Origin of the sequence: Blautia sp. CAG:237 (assembly GCF_000436615.1) — a bacterium.
Taxonomy (GTDB): Bacteria; Bacillota; Clostridia; order Lachnospirales; family Lachnospiraceae; genus Blautia_A; species Blautia_A intestinihominis.
In genome coordinates this window covers 1-17,425 of sequence record NZ_FR886726.1, presented here as the reverse complement: position 1 = coordinate 17,425, position 17,425 = coordinate 1, and the positions used below count along the sequence as shown (strand labels likewise).

13 protein-coding genes are annotated in these 17,425 nt (G+C 46.3%); 4 read left to right on the top strand and 9 right to left on the bottom strand.

Annotated features, from left to right (window positions below; all coding sequences use genetic code 11):
* Positions 1-20: 20 nt before the first annotated feature.
* From QZL69_RS06425 to ispG, 4 genes are read right to left on the bottom strand one after another with little or no spacing between them, the layout of a single operon-like run.
* The gene (locus QZL69_RS06425) at positions 21-1,436 is read right to left on the bottom strand and encodes an amidophosphoribosyltransferase (protein WP_022214402.1); all 1,416 of its coding nucleotides are present in this window, start codon (positions 1,434-1,436) and stop codon (positions 21-23) included.
* 13 nt (positions 1,437-1,449) lie between these two features.
* Positions 1,450-3,405, bottom strand: a complete 1,956-nt coding sequence (locus QZL69_RS06420) for a fructose-bisphosphatase class III (protein ID WP_022214401.1) — start codon at positions 3,403-3,405, stop codon at positions 1,450-1,452.
* A 57-nt stretch (positions 3,406-3,462) separates the two neighbouring features.
* Positions 3,463-7,953, bottom strand: coding sequence for a PolC-type DNA polymerase III (locus QZL69_RS06415; protein WP_022214400.1), 4,491 nt, complete (start codon positions 7,951-7,953; stop codon positions 3,463-3,465).
* A gap of 16 nt (positions 7,954-7,969) precedes the next feature.
* Positions 7,970-9,025, bottom strand: coding sequence for a flavodoxin-dependent (E)-4-hydroxy-3-methylbut-2-enyl-diphosphate synthase (gene ispG, locus QZL69_RS06410; protein WP_022214399.1), 1,056 nt, complete (start codon positions 9,023-9,025; stop codon positions 7,970-7,972).
* A 229-nt stretch (positions 9,026-9,254) separates the two neighbouring features.
* On the opposite strand from ispG, the gene QZL69_RS06405 reads away from it, so the two are divergent.
* Positions 9,255-10,280, top strand: coding sequence for a branched-chain amino acid aminotransferase (locus tag QZL69_RS06405; protein WP_022214398.1), 1,026 nt, complete (start codon positions 9,255-9,257; stop codon positions 10,278-10,280).
* 75 nt (positions 10,281-10,355) lie between these two features.
* On the opposite strand, the gene QZL69_RS06400 is transcribed toward QZL69_RS06405, so the two are convergent.
* A complete protein-coding gene (locus tag QZL69_RS06400) occupies positions 10,356-10,847 on the bottom strand; it encodes a dihydrofolate reductase (RefSeq protein ID WP_022214397.1) in 492 nt (163 codons plus the stop codon).
* A gap of 40 nt (positions 10,848-10,887) precedes the next feature.
* Complete coding sequence (gene thyA, locus QZL69_RS06395) at positions 10,888-11,736, bottom strand: thymidylate synthase (RefSeq protein WP_022214396.1); 849 nt, start codon at positions 11,734-11,736, stop codon at positions 10,888-10,890.
* Between the two features lie 181 nt (positions 11,737-11,917).
* Between thyA and QZL69_RS06390 the strand changes: the two genes are divergently transcribed.
* Entirely contained in the window at positions 11,918-12,448 is a 531-nt protein-coding gene (locus QZL69_RS06390) for a VanZ family protein (RefSeq protein ID WP_173905785.1), read from the top strand.
* Between the two features lie 40 nt (positions 12,449-12,488).
* Here the strand turns inward: QZL69_RS06390 and QZL69_RS06385 are convergent, their stop codons facing one another.
* The 3 genes from QZL69_RS06385 to QZL69_RS06375 form a co-directional block, all read right to left on the bottom strand.
* On the bottom strand, positions 12,489-12,944 hold the full coding sequence (locus tag QZL69_RS06385) for a hypothetical protein (protein WP_022214394.1): 456 nt from the start codon (positions 12,942-12,944) through the stop codon (positions 12,489-12,491).
* A 30-nt stretch (positions 12,945-12,974) separates the two neighbouring features.
* Positions 12,975-14,549, bottom strand: coding sequence for a 4-alpha-glucanotransferase (gene malQ / locus QZL69_RS06380; RefSeq protein WP_022214393.1), 1,575 nt, complete (start codon positions 14,547-14,549; stop codon positions 12,975-12,977).
* A 275-nt stretch (positions 14,550-14,824) separates the two neighbouring features.
* On the bottom strand, positions 14,825-15,754 hold the full coding sequence (locus QZL69_RS06375; protein WP_022214392.1) for an alpha/beta fold hydrolase: 930 nt from the start codon (positions 15,752-15,754) through the stop codon (positions 14,825-14,827).
* A gap of 132 nt (positions 15,755-15,886) precedes the next feature.
* Here QZL69_RS06375 and QZL69_RS06370 point away from each other — a divergent pair, with 132 nt between their 5' ends.
* Entirely contained in the window at positions 15,887-17,002 is a 1,116-nt protein-coding gene (locus QZL69_RS06370) for a DUF5067 domain-containing protein (RefSeq protein WP_022214391.1), read from the top strand.
* Positions 17,003-17,103: 101 nt separating this feature from the next.
* Positions 17,104-17,322, top strand: a complete 219-nt coding sequence (locus QZL69_RS06365; RefSeq protein WP_022214390.1) for a DUF378 domain-containing protein — start codon at positions 17,104-17,106, stop codon at positions 17,320-17,322.
* Positions 17,323-17,425: the final 103 nt, after the last annotated feature.

Sequence of the window (17,425 nt, the reverse complement as noted above, 5' to 3'; positions counted from 1 at the left end):
ACCAGAAGCCTCTGTCTTTGTTACTCTTTTCCGCTCCAGCAGTATGTGCAGAGCTTACATGGTTCAATATCTATGGATGCAGTCAGATCGTCCAGACGATGATATTTCAGGGTGGTAAAATTAAGTTCCTTACGGATCTCCTCCAGCATCTCCTTGTAGTTCGTGGAATCCGGATCTGCATAGTCCGCAAGGATCTTGTCATCTACATTCTCTCCCTCTCTCTTCGCGATCACTCTCCTGGTAATCAGATCCATCTCGGATTTGGAACGGGAGAAATTCAGATATTTACATCCATAAAGCAGCGGCGGGCAGGCAGGACGGATATGTACTTCCTTCGCACCGTTGCGGTAAAGAAATTCTGTTGTCTCGCGAAGCTGTGTACCGCGGACAATAGAATCGTCAATCATCAAAAGGCTCTTGTCCTTAATCAGTTTGTGCACCGGGATCAGTTTCATTCTGGCGATCAGGTTTCTCTGGCTCTGCTGTGTCGGCATGAAAGAACGCGGCCAGGTCGGTGTATATTTGATAAACGGACGGGCAAAAGGTACACCGGAACGGTTCGCATAACCGATCGCATGGGCGATTCCAGAATCCGGGACACCGGCTACAATGTCAGGATGCACCTGTCCTGCATCTCTCTCGGCGAGCATATCACCACATTTATAACGCATTTCCTCTACATTGACACCTTCGTAGGTCGAAGTCGGATATCCATAGTATACCCAGAGGAAGGAACAGATACGCATCTTTTCTCCTGGTTTCTGAAGCGTTTCGATTCCTTCCGAAGTCACAAAAACGATCTCGCCAGGTCCCAGAGATTTCTCATCTTCGTATCCAAGATTAATGTATGCATGGCTCTCAAAAGAAACACAGCGTGCATCCTCCTTGCGTCCGATGATCAGCGGTGTACGTCCCAGGCGGTCTCTGGCTGCGATCAGTCCTTTCGGAGTCAGAAGCAGCATCGTCATCGAACCGTCGATCACTTCCTGTGCGTAACGGATCCCCTCTGCAATAGAATCCTTGGTGTTGATAAGAGATGCGACCATTTCTGTAGGATTTACGTTTCCCCCGCTCATTTCAAGGAAATGTGTACATCCGTCTTTGAAGCATTTCTCGATCAGTTCTTCCATATTGTTGATCTTGCCGACTGTTGTGATTGCAAAATTTCCAAGATGAGAACGCACAAGCAATGGCTGTGGTTCGTTATCCGAAATACAGCCGATTCCAAGATTTCCCTGTAATTCTGAAACATCTTTGTCGAATTTTGTACGGAATGGTGAGTTCTCTATGTTATGTATTGCACGGTCAAAGCCCTTTTGTTTGTCATAAACTGCCATTCCTCCTCGTCTGGTTCCCAGATGAGAATGATAATCAATTCCAAAAAACAAATCCAGCACGCAGCTGGTTTTTGAAGCTACTCCAAAAATTCCACCCATGTCGTTTTTCTCCTTATTTTTTCTCTTTGATGATTCCTCGCCGGTATGCGTCCAGAAGCTGCATCAGCTCGCCAATCTTTTCCTTGAGAGCAATTCCGGTATCTGTATCTCCTACCAGTCTTCTCTTTGTTGTATAATGAACCGCTACCCGGTTGGAAACAATATCACTTTCTTTTGAAACCGCATCTTCCGCAGAAGTAAATGACTCATGTGCACAGAGGATCAGTCCGTAGGAATTGTATACCAGTGTGTATCCTGCAATTCCGGTAACCTTGTGGTATGCTTTGCAGAAACCACCGTCGATGACAATAACTTTGCCGCCGCATTTGACCGGGCTCTCGCCTTCTCCCTGATGTACTGGCACATGTCCGTTGATGATGTGCCCCTTCGCAGGATCCAGTCCAAACTCTCTGAGAAGACTGTCTATCACTTCTTCGTTTTCCAGAAGACGATAATATGCACCTTTCACTTCTTTGTGCGTTGCCTTGTCTGCAATAAAATATCTTTCAAATGTTGTCATCTTGTCTTTGCCAAACAACGGGGAGTTCGGGCTCGCCCAGATAAACCAGAGGATATCCCTGCCCTTACGCTGCTCTTCGTTGTCCACAGCAAAAAACGCTCTCCTTACATAAGCCTCCAGTACATCATAGAGTTCTTTGCCCTTGTAAGTCTTGCCATAGATCTGGACTTCCTTGAGACTTCCATCCTCATTCAAAGGAATACATCCGTGGAACAGAAGATTTCCGTTGAAAGTCTTGTAGAGACCGCCTTTGTCCAGCAGAAGGCTCATATGTTTCTGCAACTTCTCACAGTTACGGAATGCAGATTCCAGACGTTCCATCACTTCCTTCTCACCTGTGCTCAGCTCATATGGCTTCTTCCAGTCGATCGTCGGGAAATTTGTATCCAGCAGTGGATATTCCTTACCGTCAGGAAGTGTGATCGTGCATTTTTCCGGATCGATCCGATGGAGCAGACAGCGGTTTTCCATGTGGAATTCCTTATGACGGCGGATGAGCTGGCCTTCCAGTTTGAACTGGATGATAGCGATCGCCTTGTGCATCTTCTGTCCAAGGTCTTTCTCGGCTGCATTATAATTAGAAGTTCCCTTCATCTCAAACACACTGCACGGATCATCCTTGTATACTTCCATCGCAAACGTTGCAAGCGGCAGAAGATTGATCCCATATCCATCCTCCAGGATATCCTGATTTCCATAGCGGAGACTGTTTCTGAGGACTGTTGCGATGCAGGACTGCTGTCCAACAGCTGCTCCCATCCAGACTGCATCATGATTTCCCCACTGAATGTCCAGAGAATGGTACTCCATCAGACGGTCCATAATGAAATGAGGTCCCGGTCCACGGTCAAAAATATCTCCCAGGATATGAAGGTGATCGACAACAAGACGCTGGATCAGCTCTGCCAAGGCTATGATGAAATTCTCCGCACGGCCGATCTCAATGATCGTATTTACGATAGAATCATAATAAGCTTCTTTGTCCAGGACTTCTGCCTTCTCCGTGATCAGTTCCTCGATCACATAAGCATAATCTGCCGGCAGTGCCTTGCGGACTTTGGATCGGGTATATTTGGATGCAGTGGTCTTGCAGACTTCGATCAGACGGTACAACGTGATCTTGTACCAATTTTCCATATCTTCTTCTATCTTTTTGACCAGACGCATCTTTTCTTTCGGATAGTAGATAAGCGTAGCCAGCGCACGCTTGTCACTGTTGCTTAAGGTATGTCCGAATACATCGTCGATCTTCTTGCGGACTGCACCCGAACCGTTGCGGAGCACATGGGCAAATGCCTCATATTCTCCATGGATATCTGACATAAAGTGTTCTGTTCCTTTTGGAAGGTTCAGAATAGACTGCAGATTGATGATCTCTGTCGATGCCTTTCCGATCGTCGGATACAGTTCTGCCAGTCTCTGTAAATACCTTAATTCCTCTTTTTTCATCTTCTTCTCCTTTAACTATGGTAGCATATCCGGTCCCCATACCGGTAATCCCAAATTTCAGACAAGCACATTGTCAAATAATGAAAACTGATTGGACTGCGGGATATCCCCAAAAATTCCCAGGTCGTCCATCAGGTCAATGACTGTCTTGCTGACCTTTGTCCTGTCGCGGAAGTCATCTTTTGACAGGAATTTGCCCTGTTTTGCAGCATCTACAACTGCTTCTGCCGCCTTGTCACCCATTCCGTCGATACAGTTCAGTGCCGGCATCAGCTTGCCGTCAATGATCTGGAATCTGTTTGCTTTTGCCTTGTACAGATCGATCGGAAGGAATTCGATCCCTCTCGCGTACATTTCCTGTACGATCCTCATGTCACGGATCGAATCCTGTTCTTTCTTGGAAGCCTCGTCGCCTTTTTTGCGGATCTCTGCAAGATAATAGTCCAGACGCTCCCTTCCCATACACATGGTCTCATAGGAAAAAGCCGTCGCACGGATACTGAAAAATGCCGCATAATATGCCAGCGGCTTGAACACCTTGAACCACGCGATCCTCCACGCCATCATAACGTAAGCCGCCGCATGCGCTTTCGGGAACATGTACTTGATCTTTTTGCAGGACCAGATGTACCATTCCGGAACCTTATGTTCTCTCATGGTAGCTTCCCACTCATCACGAAGTCCCTTACCCTTACGGACGCTCTCCATGATGGTAAACGCAAGACTGCTCTCTACGCCCATGCTGATAAGGTAGATCATGATATCATCTCGCGTACAGATCGCGGTGGAAATCGTCGCCTTGCCCTCCTCGATCAGAGTCTGCGCATTTCCAAGCCATACGTCCGTACCATGAGACAGACCCGCGATACGAACAAGATCAGAAAAATATTTTGGCTTCGTGTCGATCAACATCTGCATCGCGAAATCTGTACCAAACTCCGGGATTCCAAGGCATCCCAGTTTACAGCCGCCGATATCCTCCGGTTTGATTCCCAATGCATCCGTACTTGCAAAAAGCGACATGACTTCTTTGCTGTCCAGAGGTACATCACGGGCACTTAAGCCTGTAAGGTCCTCGAGCATACGGATCATTGTCGGATCATCGTGTCCTAGAATATCAAGTTTCAGAAGGTTTCCGTCAATGGAATGATAGTCGAAATGTGTCGTGATGATATCACTGTTTTCGTCGTTTGCCGGATGCTGTACCGGTGTGAATTTCTCGATCTCTACACCTACCGGAAGAACGATGATTCCACCCGGATGCTGGCCTGTCGTTCTTCGGATTCCCGTACAGCCCTTGACGATCCGGTTGATCTCGCAGTAACGCTTGTGCTGGCCACGCTCTTCGTAATAATTCTTGACATAACCGAATGCCGTTTTCTCTGCCAGGGTACCAATCGTACCAGCCTTGAATGTCTGACCTTTTCCGAAGATAACCTCTGTATATCTGTGCGCATTCGCCTGATATTCTCCGGAGAAGTTCAGGTCGATATCCGGCTCCTTGTCACCCTTGAAACCAAGGAATGTCTCGAACGGGATATCAAATCCTTCTTTGTTCAGCTTCGTGCCGCATTTCGGGCAGATCTTATCCGGCATATCGCAACCTGCCATACCGCCGAATTTCTTTACCTCCGGCGAATCAAAATCATGATATTTGCAGTTCGGGCACAGATAATGTGGCGGAAGCGGATTAACCTCCGTGATACCGGACATCGTCGCCGCGAGCGAAGATCCTACTGATCCTCGCGAGCCTACCAGATAACCATCCTCATTGGACTTCCATACCAGTTTCTGTGCGATGATATACATAACGGCATATCCATTGGAAATGATAGAGTTCAGTTCTCGGTTCAGTCGTTCCTCCACGATCTCCGGAAGGTTTTCTCCGTACATCTCATGCGCTTTATTGAAGCAGATATCCTTGAGATCCTGGTCGGAATTCTCGATGACCGGAGGGAACTTGTCCGGATGAATCGGGGAGATCTTCTCGATCATATCCGCGATCTTATTTGTGTTCGTGATAACGACTTCTTCCGCCTTCTCACTTCCCAGATAGGAAAATTCCTCCAGCATCTCCTCTGTAGTGCGGAGATAAAGCGGGGCCTGATTATCTGCATCCGAAAAACCGTTTCCTGCCATGATGATCCGTCGGTAGATCTCATCCTCCGGATCCATAAAGTGTACGTCACAGGTCGCAACGACCGGTTTCTTGAACTGGTCTCCCAGTTTGACGATCTTCTTGTTGATCTCGATCAGGTCCTCATTGGAATTTACGCGGTCATTTTTTTCATCTGCGATCATAAACGCATTGTTTCCAAGCGGCTGGATCTCCAGATAGTCATAAAAATTGACAAGTCTCGCGATCTCCGGTTCCGGTGCATTTCGAAGCAGTGCCTGATACAGTTCGCCCGCTTCGCAGGCACTTCCGATCAGAAGTCCCTCTCTGAGTTCAAGGAAAAGGCTCTTCGGCACACGAGGCCGCCTTCTGTAATATTTCAGATGAGACTGGCTTACCAATTTGTACAGGTTCACGCGTCCTGTCTCATTTCTGGCAAGGATGATTGCATGATAAGTCGGGAGTTTCTTGATCGTGTTGACAGAGACATTTCCCTGCTCATTCAGCGTATCTACATCAAAAATATCCCTCTCCCGAAGCATCTCCACAAACCGCACAAAGATCTCGGCCGTACATGCCGCATCATCTACTGCCCTGTGGTGATGGTCCAGAGAAACACCGACTGCTTTGGCAACCGTATCCAGCTTGAATCGGTTCAGTGCCGGCAGAAGGAATCGTGCCATTCCAACGGTGTCCACATACGTATATTCCTGTGGAAGTCCCTGACGCTTGCAGTTCTCAATGATAAAACTCATATCAAAGTCTGCATTGTGCGCAACCATGACCGCGCCCTCACAAAATTCCAGAAACTTCGGAAGGATTGTCTGGATATCCGGTGCATCCATGACCATAGAATCATTGATGCTGGTCAACTGCTCGATCCTGTACGGGATCGGAACCTTCGGATTGACAAAAGTGGAAAAACGGTCTGTGATCACGCCCTTTTCGACACGTACCGCACCGATCTCAATGATCTCGCAGGTCAGCGGGGAAAATCCTGTCGTCTCGATATCAAATACGACAAATTTGCCGTCCATCGACTGTCCCTCGCTGTTGGTAACGATCCCCTTGAGGTCATCTACGAGATACGCTTCCATACCGTAGAGTACCTTGAAATCAGAGTCCTTCGGCACACAGCCGCCCCATGCATCAAAGCAGTGGTTTGCCTCCGGGAATGCCTGTACAACGCCATGGTCCGTGATCGCGATCGCCTTGTGTCCCCATTCATACGCACGCTTGACGAGATCCTTTGCTGTGGTAACACCATCCATATCGCTCATCTTGGTATGGCAGTGAAGCTCGACTCGCTTCTGCGGACTGGTGTCCATCCTCATGCTCCTGAAATCTGCGATCTTCTTGATCCCGGAGATCGAACCGATCGTCAGCTCACTGTCAAAACGATCGATCGTGGTGACACCCTTGAATTTCAGGAACGCACCTTTCCTGACATGTTCGGTCACTTCCGGAACCTGTTCATTTCGAAGGAACATCTTGATCACAATGGAATCCGTAAAATCTGTGACAGTAAGGATCAGGATCGTCTTCTCGTTTCGGATCTCTCTTGCCTCTACTTCTTCTACCTGACAGCGGATCATGACCTCGCCCATCTCACCGGTGATTGACTCCAGCGGGATCGTATCTCCTTCAAAATCCCTTCCATATACAACGTCCGGATTGCTGTCCTTACGGAAGCCTCCACGATAATCGTTCTGCTGTCCTTTTTTCTTGTCAAAAAACTTCGATTTCTGTTCCTGTCCGGATTTTTTGGTGTCCTTTGTTTTGGAACTGTCGGATTTTTCCTTTGTCGCTTCTTCTGCTGTGTTTTCCTGTGCTTCGGCAGTCTCCGGGGTCAGTTTTGCATATTTCAGGACATTGGCAACTTCCTGCCGGATCTGAAGTGCGGCATTTCTGCGGTACTTGCTCTCCTGTACTTCCTGGAAATCAAGGTTGATCTTAAGATTCATTCCACAGCGCTCGCAGAAAACCTTATGCAGATATTCCACAAGGATCTCGCTTTTTTCCCTTGAGATCACAGAATCCGGAAGGACCAGATCCATCTCCTCATCTGATGGGAAAGTAATCTGCGCCCGCTTGAACAGATTATATTCCAGCATATTGTAATTTTTCAGTTCCAGTTCCATGCTGGCACGGTAGATCTCGAGGAAATTCGACGGAGAATACTGCTTCGACAGATGAAATCTCTCGATCACAGTCACGCGCATCTCCATTCCCGGGAAACACTGCCGTTCGATCTGATCTTCCAGTGCAAAAATAAACTTCTTGTGGATCCAGCGTTCACTGTGGATGTAGACCCAGAGCCTTGTTTTTGCAGGATTGCAGGTCACCCTGGAAACTGTGACCATTTCCAGCCATTCTTTTAGCTGATCTTTCAACTTCAGGCTTGGAAATACGTCAAAAAATTCTTTTTCCATGTCTGATGCCTCTTTCTTACGCTTCCCAGTGGAGCAGTTCGTCTCTTAACGTATCCAGAAGTTCTTCCTCCGGTACTTTCTTTACGATTTCTCCTTTTTTGATCAGAAGTCCTACACCGACTCCACCGGCGATTCCTATATCCGCTTCCTTCGCTTCTCCCGGTCCATTGACTACGCAGCCCATGACCGCTACTTTGATATCCAGCGGAATGTCCTGAACCATCGCCTCTACCTTGTTTGCAAGGCCGATCAGGTCGATACGGGTACGGCCGCAGGTTGGACAGGACACAACTTCAATGCCTCCTTTGCGAAGCCCCAGTGTCTTGAGGATTCGTTTGGCTGATTTGATCTCTTCAAGCGGAGCTCCTGTCAGGGAAACGCGGATCGTGTCACCGATTCCCTGATACAGAATGATCCCGAGTCCGACTGCTGATTTGATATTTCCGGAATACAAAGTTCCTGCCTCTGTGATCCCTACGTGAAGCGGGTGGTCGGTCTTCTGGGCGATCAGTTCATGCGCCCTGGCACACATCATGACATCAGAGGATTTGATGCTGATGACCAGATTGTCATAGCCCATTTCTTCTATGATATGGACTTTGTCCAGTGCACTCTCTACCAATCCCTCGGCAGTAACTCCATGGTATTTCTCCACCAGTTCTTTCTCAAGAGAACCGCTGTTGACGCCGACACGGATCGGAATATTTCTCTCCTTTGCAACATCTACGACTGCCTGGATTCTGTCTCTGCTTCCGATGTTGCCCGGATTGATACGGATCTTGTCTGCGCCGTTCTCCATTGCTGCGATCGCAAGGCGATAATCAAAATGGATATCTGCCACAAGCGGAATGTGGATCTGTTTCTTGATCTCACGGAGTGCCTCGGCAGCTTCCATTGTCGGAACTGCACAGCGGATGATCTCACATCCTGCCGCCTCCAGTTCAAGGATCTGACGGACAGTTGCCTCCACATCTTCTGTCTTGGTATTTGTCATAGACTGGATAAGGACAGGGTTTCCTCCTCCGATCTTTCTGTTTCCTATCTGTACTACCTTTGTATGGTCGCGATACATAAGTTTCCCTCCATTTTATCGTATTTCACATACACCTGATTTTCTGAAAAAAACGGAGCCGCCTTCAGAGAGACTGCCCCTTCTCTGCTTCATATTATAACGAACTGGGGTATAAAATACAAGTTTTCATTGAAGTCACCACAATAAAGTGCTAAAATAAAAACAAAAGTTACTGCAAACAGAATGAACAGTAACAACGACAGCCATACGAAATGGAGGAATATATATTATGGAAAAAAAGAACATTGACTGGGGCAGCATAGGATTCGGCTATATCCCGACAGATTATCGTTATGTTGCCAACTTCAAGGATGGCAAATGGGATGAAGGAGAACTGACCACAGACCCGAATGTAGTACTGAATGAATGTGCCTGTGTTTTCCAGTATGCACAGACTGTATTCGAAGGCATGAAAGCCTATACAACAGAAGACGGACATATCGTTACTTTCCGTCCTGACCTCAACGCAGAGCGTCTTGCAAACTCCGCAAGAAGACTGGAAATGCCAGTATTCCCGGAGGATCGTTTTGTAGATGCCGTTGTCAAGACCATCAAAGCAAACGAAGCTTACGTACCGCCATACGGCTCAGGTGCAACCCTGTATGTACGTCCGTACATGTTCGGAAGCAACCCGGTTATCGGTGTTAAACCGGCTGATGAATATCAGTTCCGTATCCTGACCACACCAGTAGGACCATACTTCAAGGGTGGCGCAAAGCCGATCACGATCCGTGTCACAGACTTTGACCGTGCTGCACCGCATGGAACAGGACACATCAAAGCTGGCCTTAACTACGCAATGAGCCTTCATGCGATCATGGATGCACATCGTCAGGGATACGATGAGAACATGTACCTTGACTCCGCAACAAGAACCAAAGTTGAGGAGACAGGTGGAGCAAACTTCATCTTCGTAACCAAAGACGGCACTGTTGTAACACCGAAGTCCAACAGCATCCTTCCATCCATCACACGTCGTTCCCTGATCTATGTTGCTGAACATTATCTCGGACTCAAAGTTGAGGAACGTGAAGTATATCTGGATGAAGTCAAAGACTTCGCAGAATGCGGACTTTGCGGAACTGCTGCAGTTATCTCTCCAGTTGGCAAGATCGTTGACCACGACAAAGAAATCTATTTCCCAAGTGGAATGGAAGAAATGGGACCGACAACCAAGAAACTGTACGAGACACTGACAGGTATCCAGATGGGACGCATCGAAGCTCCAGAAGGATGGATCAAAGTTATCGAATAATTTACCCGTTAGATCAGACAAGGTGTGGAGAATTTTCCACACCTTGTTTTTTGCTCTGTTATGAAATTTACTGTCCTATTTTACTCTCTCATATTTCACAAATGTATATTCCAGGTCAAAATATGTCTGCTCATCGCTTTCTGCTGTCACTTTCCACTCCGGCATCTCGTCAAGATTCGTGAAGTAGCTGTCTGCTTCGTATGCAAAATCGATCTTGGTCACATGTGCAGTGTCACAGTATGGAAGGAGCTGTTTGTACACACTGTCTCCACCGATGCAGTATACCTGATCGGACGGATATTTCTTAATTTCCTCCAGAAGTTCCTCGATCGTATGAACGATGATAGCATCTTTTACCTTGTAATCTTTATTTCCGGTAAGAACAATATTGGTTCTGTTCTTGAGCGGAAGTCCGTTTGGAAAGCTTTCCAGTGTCTTGCGCCCCATGACAACGACTTTGCCTGTTGTCTCCTGGCGGAACATCTTCATGTCTGCCGGGATGCTTACAAGAAGTTTGTTATCTTTGCCGATGGCCCAGTTTTTGTCTGCTGCTACGATAATATTCATGTTAAAATCCCCTTCTGTTTTTATTGGTTTCTTCTGACGATCAGATCGCGATCGGAATGTTCTTGATCTGCGGCCAGGTCTGATAGTTTTCTACGATTAGGTCATCCGTTGTAAAATCATAGAAATCTTTGATCTCCGGATTCAGTTTCACAGTCGGTGCCGGATATGGTGTACGGCTGATCAGTTCCTTGATGACCGGTACATGACGGTCATAAATATGACAGTCTGCAATCACATGGACCAGTTCTCCCGCTTCCATATCGCAAACCTGCGCGATCATCATCAGAAGGATAGAATACTGGCATACATTCCAGTTATTTGCCGCCAGGATATCCTGGGAACGCTGGTTCAGTACCGCATTTAATGTAAGCTTATCCTTGCCCGGTTCCTTGGTCACATTGAATGTCATGGAATATGCACACGGATAAAGGTTCATCTCATGAAGGTCCTGATGCACGTAGATATTTGTCATGATGCGGCGGCTGTACGGATTGTTCTTAAGGTCATATAACACACGGTCTACCTGATCCATCATACCTTCTTTGTACTGGTGCTTGACTCCAAGCTGATAACCATATGCCTTGCCGATGGAGCCGTCTTCATCTGCCCAGCTGTCCCAGATATGGCTGTGAAGGTCATGGATATTGTTGGATTTCTTCTGCCAGATCCATAAGATCTCGTCCATCGCACTCTTGAGTGCTGTCTTACGGAGTGTCAGTGCCGGAAATTCCTTACGGAGATCATAGCGGTTGACAACACCGAATCTCTTGATCGTATACGCGGAAGTTCCATCCTCCCAGACCGGGCGGACTTTCTCTCCTTCTGTACTGGTTCCGTTTTCTATTACATCTTTGCACATATTGATAAAAGTAACATCTGCTAAACTCATTTACACTTCTCCTTTCATACTGCCGCACAAAAGCTCCCTGTCAGCAGTATTTTTATTCGTCATTCTGCTACTCAGTATAGCATATCCCCCTGTCTCTTACCAGCGTTTTGTTCGTGATAAAACTGCCTGTAACATCTCCCCGGGCTTTACATTTCGAACCTTCCATGCTATTATTAGTGCCATGAAAATACTGATTACATTACTGAAGCCTTTATCTTTTCTGCCTGCGCTTCTTATGATGTACCTGATCATTTCATTTTCAGCCCAGACCGGGGAGGTGTCCGGGGAATTAAGTTACAAGATCAGTTACAAGATCGTCGAGGTCAAAAGTGAGGTTTTGCACCAGGAAAAAAGTTACGATGAATTAAGTTATGAAGCTGACCAGATCCACTTCTATGTACGAAAAGCAGCTCATATGACAGAATATTTCCTTCTGGCTGTTGCCATTTCTTTCCCGCTCTACGTTTACCGCGTGAGAGGTTTCTGGCTGTTTCTTCTCGCCGGGATCTTCTGTGTGGGATTTGCAGGACTGGATGAATACCACCAGTCTTTTGTCGGAGGACGTACCCCTGCTGTCCGCGATGTCTGCATTGACAGCTGTGGAGCTTTTATTGGGATCATCCTCGTCCAGCTTTTCTGCTGGTCAACCTTACATAACCCGGATGCTCCGAAAAAAGTTGTAAAAAAGCGTAAAAAACGCCGCAGATCCTGAAGTCTGCGGCATTTTTGATCCTTATGTGATTTTACAGGATTTATTCAGATTTTTCATCCTCTGGTTTCTTTTCCAGGGAGACACTGCTTTCCTGTGCATCTGTGTCATCTCCGTTTTCATTGTCAAGTCCGTCTGCCAGATGTGCTCTCTGTGCGATGCTCATAGATTTCTTCTCTTCTGCAGGTTCCGGCTGTTTCTGGATCTGCTCCTGTGCTGCGGCTTCTGCTGCACGCTTCGCCTTGTCCTTCTTCATCAGGTCTCTGCCGCCAACCACCAGCATAACAACTCCAACGATCAGAAATCCGACTCCCGCTGCAAAAAATCCCCAGCTGCTGCCATTCACACCATCCAGTACATCCTTACAGAGCTTATACCCTGTATACAAAAGATACACACCTGCAAGAAGCATGATAATGGAACTTCTTGTCGGTGTCCCCTGCTCCTTTGGTTCTGCTCCGGAAGTTTCCTGTTCAGACTGCTTGTTCTGTTCCTCCATCTGCTTCTCCTCTCACTTGCAAAAAATAAATTATTTTTTTATCTTATCATCTTTTACAGAATTGTTCAATTCTTCTTTTTCGTCAGCCTCGGTCTCTTCTTCCGTTTCAACAACCGGCTCTCTGTAAAGACGGCCATAGATTCTTGTAACCTCTCTCATATGATACAGAGCCATATCAGAAATCTGTCCTTTGGTCAGTCTCCATTTCCAGTTGTCGCCCAAAGTTGCCGGTACATTCATACGTGCTTCGTTTCCAAGGCAGAGGTAATCCTGGATCGGAATGATCGCTAGGTCAGCCACACTTGCAAGAGCTGTACGGATCAGTGCCCATACACAGTCATTTACCGGTACTTCATAGCAGTTGATGTATTCTCTTACAAAGTCTCTGTCATGACCCTGAAGGTTTTCCAGCCATCCTTTGGTCGTCTCGTTGTCATGGGTTCCTGTATAGACAACGCAGTTATGTTCATATTTATATGGAAGATAAGAGCTGTTCTCACTTCCGTCAAAAGCAAACTGCAGGACTTTCATTCCCGGATAGCCGCTTTCTTTGAGCATTTCCAGAACGCTCTTTGTCAGGAATCCAAGATCCTCTGCGATCACGCGAAGGTTCTCGATCTTTTTGTTCAGGGTATTGAAAAGATCCATTCCAGGTCCTTTTTCCCATTTGCCCTTCTGTGCGGTCGTCTCTCCGTATGGGATCGCATAATATTCATCAAAGCCACGGAAATGGTCGATCCTCACTACATCGTATAATTCAAGACAGTGCTGCATTCTCTGCACCCACCAGTCATATCCTGTCGCTTTTAATTTCTTCCAGTCGTAAAGAGGATTTCCCCAGAGCTGTCCTGTTGCAGAAAATGCATCTGGCGGGCATCCTGCTACGGATTTCGGGTTGTGATCCTTGTCAAACTGCAGCATTTCCGGATTTGCCCATGCGTCAGAGCTGTCCAGTGCCACATAGATCGGTACATCGCCGATGATGCTGATACCTTTCTCATTTGCGTATGCTTTCAGCTTTCTCCACTGTGTGGTAAAGCAGTACTGCTGGAAACGATAGAAATCGATCTCCTCTTCAAGCTCTTTCTCTGCTTCTTTGACTGCTTTGGAATGACGGTCCTTGAGTTCTTCCGGCCAGTCGATCCAGCAGATACCCTTCTGGTCATTCTTGATCGCCATAAACAGACAGTAATCTGTCAGCCAGTTCTGCTCTTCTTTCAGAAAATCTGCATAATCCTCATCCTTGGAAAGATCTGCTCTCTCATATGCTTTGCGAAGAAGTTTATATCTGGACATGTACATCTTTTCATAATCTACATAAGACTCGCTTCCACCCCAGTCACAGGACTCACATTCCCCTCTGGTCAGAAGTCCCTTCTCGATCAGATCCTCCAAATTGATAAAATACGGATTTCCTGCAAAAGTAGAAACGGACTGATAAGGAGAATCTCCATATCCAGTAGGTCCTAACGGAAGAATCTGCCAGTACTGCTGTCCTGCCTGCTCCAGTTGATCAACAAATTCATAGGCTTCCTTTGAAAAACATCCGATTCCGTATTTTGACGGTATACTGGATATACCCATTAAAATGCCGCTTGCTCTCATTTTATCTCCTCCAAATCTGGTAAATATTCACAAAACACATTATACCAATACCATACCCATTTAGTCAAGATAAATAAAAAAGAGAGCACACGCCCTCTTCACTTACCTGTCTTACAAACAGTTCCTCTTCTTGTCTTTGTTTCTCACCGTGGCACCCTGCTAAAGTCAGGAAAACTGCCAGCAAAAGCATCATAAAAATCTGTTTTTTCCTCACATCCACATCTCCGTTTTTGTTTTTAGGATTTCGAAAAAAACAGATTTTTATTCACCGGATATCAGAATCCTTTCTTCTTCATATAGATCACAACATCTCTCCAGACTCTTTCTTTGCCCTTTTCATTCAGGATCTCGTGGCGCATTCCCGGATAAAGCTTGCCTTTTACATCCAGATATCCCGCACGTCTCATCGCATGGACTGCCCCTGCAAACTTACGGACATTCCCAAGGCACGGATCCTCGGCTCCGCTGATAAAAAGCACCGGCATTCTTGGATTTTTGCAGCTCCATTTATGGATGTCATAGGCTTTTTTCATAAGGTCAAAAAGTGCTATGTACGCATCGTCTGTAAAGGTAAATCCGCACAATTCGGAATCTGTGTACGCCTGATAGACTGCCGGATCTGAACAGGTCCAGGCATTTTTGTTGCCTTCCTTTCGGAATTTCCATACATAGGAACCGAAAGAAAGTGACTCCAGCACATGGCTCTTGTGACGATATCCCAGAACTTTGCCCTCTGCCGTTGCGATCGCTTTGCCAAGAATCCTTGCCTTGTTTTCGCTCGGTGAACCGCATACAATCAGCATATCCAGGCAGTCATCATGTTCACTTGCAAAAGCCCTCACTGCCAGCGAGCCCATACTGTGTCCCATCAGGATCAGCGGAAGATCCGGGAAATATTTGCGGATGTCATGATTTACTTTCGCAATGTCCTTGAGCATTCCCTCTGCTCCGCTACCGTACATATATCCGAGATCATCTTTGGAACGGACACTCCTTCCATGTCCTCTGTGGTCATGGATCACGGTCACAAATCCCTGTTCTGCAAGATATTCCATAAATGGTATGTAACGTTCCTTGTGTTCACACATCCCGTGAACAAGCTGAACGATCGCCCGATACGGCTTCTCCTCCGGGCAGATACACAAGACTGAGATCTCCAGCCCGTCCGCTTCCGACCGAAAAAAATCTTCGTATTTTTTTGCCATAAGCACTTCCTCCTCTTTGTAAAAAAGAAATCCCCTCATTTTCTTTCTGTTGTTAAGGTTAATTTTAGAGCCTGCAATTGTCCTTGTCAAGTAAGGCTCTCCTCTGCTATAATAGAAAAAAAGGAGGCAATAATGCGAAAAAATAAAAATAAACCGGAAACTGTTGATACTGCATCTGTTACCGAAACAGAAGAGATCAAAGTTCCCAAAAAGAAAAAAAAGAAAACCGGACTGATCGTCTTTCTGATCATTCTCATCCTCGCAGTCGCCGGAGCGGCAGCATACTATTTCATGGAACGTCAGAAACCGATCTCCACAACCAAGAACTATCTCGAAAATGTTCAGGCAATGAACTTTGATGGTATGAAGGAACTTCTGCAGAGCAATGACATGTCTGCACTGGATAACGCGGATATCACAAGCGCTGCTTACACCAACTTCTTCAAGACCATCAACCAGAAGATGAGTTTCGAGATCAAGAAGACCAGGTTCAACATCCAGAACGGAACAGCAACTGTCACTGCACATATCAAATACATTGACGGTTCTGATATCTACAAAGAAACCATCACAGAATTCCTCAAGCAGATCGTTTCCACTGCATTTTCAGGAGAGACAATAACAGAGGAAGAAACTCAGCAGAAACTTGCTTCTCTTCTCGAGGAGAAATCCGGTTCTGTCGAGGACAAGTATACAGAAGTTGATATTGACTACCCTCTGATCGAGGCGAACGGCAAATGGAAAGTTGTTTCCCTCGATGCAGAAACTGTCAAAGTAATGTCTGCAAACTTCTCCAACGTACAGGATGAGATCCACCAGTCTCTCTCTGAGATTGAAAATTCTGATTCTGGAAACCTTGATGCACAGCCAACTTCTGACAGCACTATTGATATGAGCAATGATAAATTCACTATCCATTACACCAAATGCCGTGTTACCAAGGACTATGCCGGAAATTCCTGCATCCTTGTCTACTATGATTACACCAACAACGGAAGTTCACCTTCCAGCGCCATGGTAGATGTCAATCTTCAGGCAACACAGAATGGACAAGCTCTGGAAGCTGCGATTCTCGCAGAAAATGATACTGCTGTAGACCAGTTCATGGCAGAGGTTAATCCAGGACAGACTGTAAATGTCTGCCAGGCATTTACACTCAAGGATCAGTCCGACGTAACGATCCAGGCAGGCGAAGCTTTCACGATTGGCGGTGGAACAGTTACATCTCAGATTCTCAAAGTTCAGTAAATTAATTTTTAAAAAATATTCGCAGTACATTTTTGCTGCGAATATTTTTTTTGCTTTCTGGGATACTAAAGATTACAACAACAAGGAAAGGATGAGCATCTATGGGAAATAAATTTCTGAATTGTTTTGCACTGACGATTTCTATTATCGGAGCTCTGAACTGGGGGCTGATCGGATTTTTTAATCTGAACCTCGTTGCCCTTCTGTTCGGAAGTATGAGCTGGCTTTCCAGAATCATCTATGCTCTAGTTGGTCTCTGTGGTCTCTATCTTTTTTCTTTCTATGGAATGACGACTGCAGGCGAAGAAAAAGTCAGCTGAAGATCTATGCTGACAGCCCTCAGATGTACAGAACAAAAAGAAAAGGACTCTGAATTCTCAGAGTCCTTAAGAGCGATAGACGGGGCTCGAACCCGCGGTCTCG

Excerpts from the sequence above, each read along its gene's own strand:
- QZL69_RS06425 (WP_022214402.1), bottom strand. The coding sequence starts at position 1,436 with ATGGGTGGAATTTTTGGAGTAGCTTCAAAAACCAGCTGCGTGCTGGAT.
- QZL69_RS06420 (WP_022214401.1), bottom strand. The coding sequence starts at position 3,405 with ATGAAAAAAGAGGAATTAAGGTATTTACAGAGACTGGCAGAACTGTAT.
- QZL69_RS06415 (WP_022214400.1), bottom strand. The coding sequence starts at position 7,953 with ATGGAAAAAGAATTTTTTGACGTATTTCCAAGCCTGAAGTTGAAAGAT.
- ispG (WP_022214399.1), bottom strand. The coding sequence starts at position 9,025 with ATGTATCGCGACCATACAAAGGTAGTACAGATAGGAAACAGAAAGATC.
- QZL69_RS06405 (WP_022214398.1), top strand. The coding sequence starts at position 9,255 with ATGGAAAAAAAGAACATTGACTGGGGCAGCATAGGATTCGGCTATATC.
- QZL69_RS06400 (WP_022214397.1), bottom strand. The coding sequence starts at position 10,847 with ATGAATATTATCGTAGCAGCAGACAAAAACTGGGCCATCGGCAAAGAT.
- thyA (WP_022214396.1), bottom strand. The coding sequence starts at position 11,736 with ATGAGTTTAGCAGATGTTACTTTTATCAATATGTGCAAAGATGTAATA.
- QZL69_RS06390 (WP_173905785.1), top strand. The coding sequence starts at position 11,918 with ATGAAAATACTGATTACATTACTGAAGCCTTTATCTTTTCTGCCTGCG.
- QZL69_RS06385 (WP_022214394.1), bottom strand. The coding sequence starts at position 12,944 with ATGGAGGAACAGAACAAGCAGTCTGAACAGGAAACTTCCGGAGCAGAA.
- malQ (WP_022214393.1), bottom strand. The coding sequence starts at position 14,549 with ATGAGAGCAAGCGGCATTTTAATGGGTATATCCAGTATACCGTCAAAA.
- QZL69_RS06375 (WP_022214392.1), bottom strand. The coding sequence starts at position 15,754 with ATGGCAAAAAAATACGAAGATTTTTTTCGGTCGGAAGCGGACGGGCTG.
- QZL69_RS06370 (WP_022214391.1), top strand. The coding sequence starts at position 15,887 with ATGCGAAAAAATAAAAATAAACCGGAAACTGTTGATACTGCATCTGTT.
- QZL69_RS06365 (WP_022214390.1), top strand. The coding sequence starts at position 17,104 with ATGGGAAATAAATTTCTGAATTGTTTTGCACTGACGATTTCTATTATC.